7 protein-coding genes and 1 pseudogene are annotated in these 5,725 nt (G+C 54.6%); 1 reads left to right on the top strand and 7 read right to left on the bottom strand.

Annotated elements, in window-relative coordinates; genetic code table 11:
- Positions 1–132: 132 nt before the first annotated feature.
- From AC2LD7_RS21740 to AC2LD7_RS21710, 7 genes and pseudogenes are all read right to left on the bottom strand, one after another.
- Entirely contained in the window at positions 133–264 is a 132-nt protein-coding gene (locus tag AC2LD7_RS21740; RefSeq protein WP_484599689.1) for a hypothetical protein, read from the bottom strand.
- A gap of 99 nt (positions 265–363) precedes the next feature.
- Positions 364–791: pseudogene (locus AC2LD7_RS21735) on the bottom strand (ABC transporter ATP-binding protein); the annotation flags it as partial.
- Positions 792–870: 79 nt separating this feature from the next.
- Complete coding sequence (locus AC2LD7_RS21730) at positions 871–1,161, bottom strand: outer membrane lipoprotein-sorting protein (RefSeq protein WP_484599688.1); 291 nt, start codon at positions 1,159–1,161, stop codon at positions 871–873.
- A gap of 83 nt (positions 1,162–1,244) precedes the next feature.
- A complete protein-coding gene (locus AC2LD7_RS21725) occupies positions 1,245–2,177 on the bottom strand; it encodes a DMT family transporter (RefSeq protein ID WP_474540396.1) in 933 nt (310 codons plus the stop codon).
- Between the two features lie 43 nt (positions 2,178–2,220).
- Entirely contained in the window at positions 2,221–2,871 is a 651-nt protein-coding gene (locus tag AC2LD7_RS21720) for a methyltransferase family protein (protein WP_058091979.1), read from the bottom strand.
- Entirely contained in the window at positions 2,864–3,085 is a 222-nt protein-coding gene (locus AC2LD7_RS21715) for a DUF2933 domain-containing protein (RefSeq protein ID WP_076657107.1), read from the bottom strand. Before AC2LD7_RS21715 ends, AC2LD7_RS21720 begins: the two co-directional genes overlap by 8 nt.
- A gap of 42 nt (positions 3,086–3,127) precedes the next feature.
- Positions 3,128–4,042, bottom strand: coding sequence for a YncE family protein (locus AC2LD7_RS21710; protein WP_484599687.1), 915 nt, complete (start codon positions 4,040–4,042; stop codon positions 3,128–3,130).
- Positions 4,043–4,432: 390 nt separating this feature from the next.
- On the opposite strand from AC2LD7_RS21710, the gene AC2LD7_RS21705 reads away from it, so the two are divergent.
- Positions 4,433–5,725: an ATP-grasp domain-containing protein gene (locus AC2LD7_RS21705; protein ID WP_099616092.1), complete on the top strand. Its 1,293-nt coding sequence runs from the start codon at positions 4,433–4,435 to the stop codon at positions 5,723–5,725.

Genomic DNA, 5,725 nt, shown 5'->3' with positions numbered 1-5,725 from the left:
GGGCGTTGATGCCATCGATGAATGCCCAGAGAAACACCAGTCCGCCGACACCGACGGCCACCGACAACAGTGTGATGGCGGTGCGCCGGCGATTAACCCGGAGATTGCCAAAAGCCAGCCGTAGCCACGCCATCACGGCCGTATTTCCTCACGCTCGACGCGGCCATCCCGGAGATGGATTACCCGCCGCGCGCGTTCCATCACCATCGGATCGTGGGTGGAGAAGACAAAGGTAATGCCATGCTCGGCATTGAGCCCACGCATCAAGTCCAGCAGCGCCCCGCCGGTCTTGGAATCGAGATTGGCCGTGGGCTCGTCGGCCAGGACAATGGCAGGCTTGCTGACAATCGCCCGCGCCACCGCGACACGCTGTTGCTGGCCTCCAGCCCTTGCAGACCGACCTCCACCAAAATACGCTGGGCCTCGGCGCGGCGCTCCCGGAACGGCACTCCCCGTAGCATCAACACGTACTCGACATTCTCCTGCGCCGACAGCACACCGATCAGGTTGTATTCCTGAAAGACAAAGCCAATCTTCCACAACCGCAGAAGGGTCCGCTTCTTTCGGCTAAGCCCGGTGATTTCCTCACCCGCCACCTGAATGCGCCCGCTATCCGGCTCGTCCAGGGCTCCAATCTGATTCAATAGCGTGGTTTTACCCGATCCAGACGGGCCCACCAAGGTTGTGAACTCCCCGGCCTCGATCGCGACCGACACCTCATCCAGGGCCTTGACGGCGATGGAATCCTGACGGTAAATTCGCGAGACTTTCTCCACATTGACGATGCTCATGCCGGCCCCTCACTGTGGGTTGCGCAGCCAGCGCAATGAAAACACCTCTTCATCGATCGGCAGGTCGAATTCAATAGAGTCAATCGTGATCACCGTAGTAGGCAAGCGAAACCGGGATCGAGTCCTCCCGAACATTGAATTCAAGACGGCTCCACACTACCGAGGCATCAGGTCGGGGCGTCCAGACAACACGATACACAGGCACCTCACCGGAATCGTCGGTTTCGACCAATTCGTGGGTGTAGTCCTCGACGAACGAGCTTTCCTTGACCAGGTCGTCGTTGCTGAAGTTGGAGCCCATCCATGGCTGGAGCATCATCGACGGTGGGATCTTGATGGTGCGATCAACTTTGGGCAAGTAATTCCACATGGCATCGCCGATGCGCAGCGAGCTGATGCGCCGAACAAAAGGATAACGCTGATCCAGACTCTCATTGACTACTCCCTTTTCTACTATGAGCTACGGATCACCTTTGCCTCTTCCCCGACAGCGGAACCGCCATCTGTTTTCCCAGGCGCTTTAACAACGATCACCAAGCCAACAATTGTGATTCCTATCCCGATCATCTCCAGTGATGTGAAAGTTTCGCCGAACAAAAGCATTCCGATAGCGAGACCGAAAACAGGCGTTAAAAAAGTAAACGAATTGAGGCTGTTCAAGGGCGCGCTGGCGAGCAAGGCATACCAGAGCACAACCATCATTGCCGTTGCCGGAATGGCCAGAACGAACATGGCCGTCGTAAATGACCAAGTCCAATCAATCTCGAAGCCCTCGCCCAAGCTCACGGATGCTATTCCCAGAAACACTGAACCTATGACAAGCTGGATGCCCATTGACCAATAGATATCATCGCTGCCGGCCTGGTATTTAAGCAGCACATTTCCAATGGCGGTTCCGATGGCTCCACCAAGAACATAGACGGCCCCTGAAAATCTGGCGTTACCAAACTCCATCTCTGGCATCGCTAGCACCACAACACCAATAAAACCAATCAAAAGGCCCACAAACACACGCCCGGTCACCACCTCTCGAACGATAAAAAACGAAAGAACCGCCGCAAACAGTGGTTGCGCATTGGCCAGAACCGTTGCAAGCCCCGGTCCCAGCTTGCCAGCACCGAGAAACATCCCTCCAAGCCCCATACCCGTGTAACTGAGGCCAATTACGGCCAGCATTAGAAGCTGGCGAAGCGAATAACTGGGCCGACCATCTTTTGTAAAAGCGATCAGAATCAGACACAACCCTGCCAACAATGCGCGTAAAGCGGCAAAAAGCAAAGGTGGCGCGTCCGGCAACCCCACCACAATAAAAGGAAAGCAGATCGCCCAAAGAAAGGCGACAAGAACCATCCCAGCGACTGCACGTATCGAAAGTGATTGGTTCACCAACGGCTCCTTTATCTACCCATCAAATGAGTAGAGCTTTTGTTCAAGCTTGCCGCCCCAATCCGCGCAATCGCGGCAAAAACCTGGGAGTGTTGTCTGCATAGTGTCTCCAGGCTTCCCCGAACGTTTCTTCGGCTTCCCGTTCCTCACTGATCGATAACCGTGAATACATCCAGAGCAAAACCGGGAACATCGCCAGGGTTAACAGAGTCGGCCACTGCAGCAGGAAGCCAAACATTATCAAGACAAAGCCGACATACTGTGGATGCCGAACATACGAATAGAGACCTGTCGTAGCCAGCTTTCGCTCTTTTTGCGCCGCGTACAAGGTTCGCCACCCGGCGGCAATCAAGTAAAAACCTCCACCAATAAACACCGTACTCAACAAGTGGAAGGGGCCGAAATGGGGAGAACCCTGCCAACCAAAAAGCATTTCAAGCAGGTGCCCGCTATCGTGGGCAAGCCAATTTACATCGGGGTATTGAGTCTGAAGCCAACCGGATAGAAAATAGAGTGTCAACGGGAACCCATACATCTCAGTGAATAATGCCACGAGAAACGCGCTGAACGCGCCGAAGGATCGCCAGTCTCGTTGGGTCTGTGGCTTAAAAAAACTGAAAGCGAAGAAAATAAAGATCACCGAATTTAGAACCACCAGCCCCCAAAGGCCGTAGTCGGACGAAGCATCAGTCATCGCGTTGGCCTCCGTTTTTGCCTTCTGGTTGATCGTGGTGGTTGTGGCCACCGTGACTCCCATGCCCTCCGTGCATAAACATATGAATAAACGGGCATGCAAGAAGGATTAACCACGGCAGAGCACCCAGAAGGTGAACCTTATGTTCGCCCCAGAGTAAAACCAAAGCGATAACCGCAAAAATTGCCAACGTAATCTTAAAACGCTTATCCATATAGAATCCCTTTGGGAAAAGCTTATCAGTGGGGCTTACTGGCTAGTAAGCCTCAAGCGATATTTGGTGACCTATCCCGTCCAAAGAAACGTCATCGATAATTTCCAGAGAGCCCGGATCAAGCACCCAGAGCCTGGCTTCGGCCCGACTGGTGATTAATAGGCTGCCATCGACGGGAGAGACCGCCAGGTGGTAAGGGGCCGGCGCCAGAGGCATGCTGTCGCGGGTTCCGCTGGCCAGCTCGATACGGACAACTTGGTTGCCGCCCTCGCTGGTCGCATAAAGTATCTGGCCATCTGTGCTTAGTCCCACGCCGTGGGGTTGCGGCCCAACATCGTATCTTGCCAGCACCTCACCTCTGGAAAGCCCAAGGACAGCGACTTCCCCCGAGGCCCCGTCATTCACATACACCCTCTCGTTGTCAGGGGAAAGCACCATGTGCTCAGGCCCACCGCCGACGCGAAGATTACGCTTGACGAACCAGTGCCGAGTATCCACTTCGCTGACGGTCCCGTTACCAGTATTGCTGACCAGTAAAGACTGACCGTCATCGGTCGCCACTACGTAGTTTGGCGCCGGGCCCGTGGCCAGGGTTTCAACGAGCTGTCCGGACTCCAGGTCAACCACACTGATCCCACCGCCCATAGGATGAGTGGAGACAGCGAATCGACCGTCAGGGGTCACCAGCACATGGTGCACGGGCCCTGGCACCTCTACAGTGCGAGTAATCGCGCTCTTGGCGGTATCCACAACGTAGATCCGGCCGGTATTGGCGTCTTCCGGAGCCGCGGTAGCTTCACCACCGTGGTGGGCCGCGTGCTCGTCCTCCGTCACGCCCTCCGGGCGACTGATCGGCTCTTCGCTGTCGTGCGCGGTCAGACTGCCAGCAACCAGATAGTGACCATCCGGAGTCAGGGCCGAGCCATGGGTGTTGATTGTCCCCATAATCGACGGCATTACCTGACGACTTCTCAGATCAATAATGCCAACAGAATCAGCTGTCCCCATGGGTACAAACGCTCGACGGCCATCTGCAATTGCAATAGTCGATAAACCTATCAAAGCGGTGATCGCGAATCCGGTAAACCACCCTTTTTTTGATCTATATTTCATAGTTCTGCCGCCTGAATCATCGTGTAGTACCAGTCTGCTACCTATCGGGAGAGTCTAAGATGGGTAGAGAGAGCCAACTTACCTAGCGATAGCTCAACACGCGGAACTGAAACAGACCTGAAAACAGATCTGAAGTATGAATCTATTTGACGTAGATCACACATGGGAGATAGGTTTTTTTGAATTTCAAGTATGCGATTACAATCAGTGAAACTCTCGACCAACGGACTCCTGATGCCCGAACCTATCCACAAAAACCAACGATTAGCCGACAGTCGAGCCTACAAGCTCAATCGCCATTGCTACTGCATCACTCTCGACCGTAAAGCGCTCAACAAGAGCCTCAGAAGCATTCTTATCGATGCTGGAAGTGGACCGTCAGAGTTCGCCGAGTTCGACCAGCTTTTTTCAAACACACCGATTTTTGTTCCCAGATCCGACATAGCTGCGATGGAAAGGATCGTCCAAGCGATCGAATCGGCCACCGAACTTCCGTCGTTTCGTGAACGAGTTCTGTCCTGGGCACCAAAAATCGCACAGTTCAATCCGGGCCCCATTGGGGCATTCATGGGTTACGACTTTCACCTGGGTCCCGACGGCCCCCGGCTGATAGAGATCAACACCAATGCCGGAGGTGCCTTCCTGAACGTTGTGCTGGCGAGAGCCCAGCATCGCTGCTGTAACCCATCTCAACAGACCGCAGTAACCCGTAGCGAGCTCGACGGATTCGAGGATGCAGTGTTGACGATGTTCAAACAGGAGTGGCAAAGACAGCATGCCACTTCGGTACCCAACTGCCTGGCGATAGTTGATGATGCCCCGAAGACCCAGTTTATGTTTCCCGAATTCCAGTTGGCCCAACAACTTTTCCAGACCAAAGGAATTGAGGCGTTGATACTCGATCCCTCAGAGCTTGTGTATGCCGATGGGCGACTGACAGCCCGTGGTAAGCCCATTTGTATGGTTTACAACAGGCTGGTGGACTTTTCACTGGACGCCACGGCTCATGCGGCATTAAGACGTGCGTATCTGGACGGCGCCGTGGTTGTAACTCCCAACCCCCGAGCTCATGCCATTCTGGCCGATAAGCGAAACCTGACCTTGTTGTCAGCCCCGCAGACTCTACTCGACTGGGGACTGAGCTTAGCGGATGCGGGCTGCCTGGAAGACGCCGTGCCGAAGACCCGGCTGGTTTCGAGTGAAGATGCTGCGGCGTTGTGGAGCGCTCGGCGCCAATTGTTTTTTAAGCCGGTTGCAGGTCACGGCAGCAAGGGTGTCTACCGGGGCGACAAGATGACCCGGCGTGTTTTCGAAAACATTCTGGATGGCGGCTATATCGCACAAGATCTCGTCCCCGCTGGAGAACGAACTCTACGAATTGACGATGCGGTGACCACCAGAAAGGTCGACATTCGCCTGTATACCTACGCCGGCAAAAGTCTGCTGGTTGCCGCGAGGATATATCAGGGCCAGACAACCAACTTTCGCACGCCAGGAGGCGGGTTTGCACCGGTCTTCCAAGTGTGA

Source organism: Stutzerimonas sp. (genome assembly GCF_982611455.1).
Note: the sequence above shows the minus strand (reverse complement) of the source record. Positions and strands in the feature narration are given on the sequence as shown.

What these genes read in the sequence shown, in the direction of transcription:
- AC2LD7_RS21740 (WP_484599689.1), bottom strand. Translation starts at nt 264, where the DNA reads ATGCGTGGGCTCAATGCCGAGCATGGCATTACCTTTGTCTTCTCCACC.
- AC2LD7_RS21720 (WP_058091979.1), bottom strand. Translation starts at nt 2,871, where the DNA reads ATGACTGATGCTTCGTCCGACTACGGCCTTTGGGGGCTGGTGGTTCTA.
- AC2LD7_RS21710 (WP_484599687.1), bottom strand. Translation starts at nt 4,042, where the DNA reads ATGCCGTCGATTATGGGGACAATCAACACCCATGGCTCGGCCCTGACT.
- AC2LD7_RS21715 (WP_076657107.1), bottom strand. Translation starts at nt 3,085, where the DNA reads ATGGATAAGCGTTTTAAGATTACGTTGGCAATTTTTGCGGTTATCGCT.
- AC2LD7_RS21730 (WP_484599688.1), bottom strand. Translation starts at nt 1,161, where the DNA reads ATGTGGAATTACTTGCCCAAAGTTGATCGCACCATCAAGATCCCACCG.
- AC2LD7_RS21705 (WP_099616092.1), top strand. Translation starts at nt 4,433, where the DNA reads ATGCCCGAACCTATCCACAAAAACCAACGATTAGCCGACAGTCGAGCC.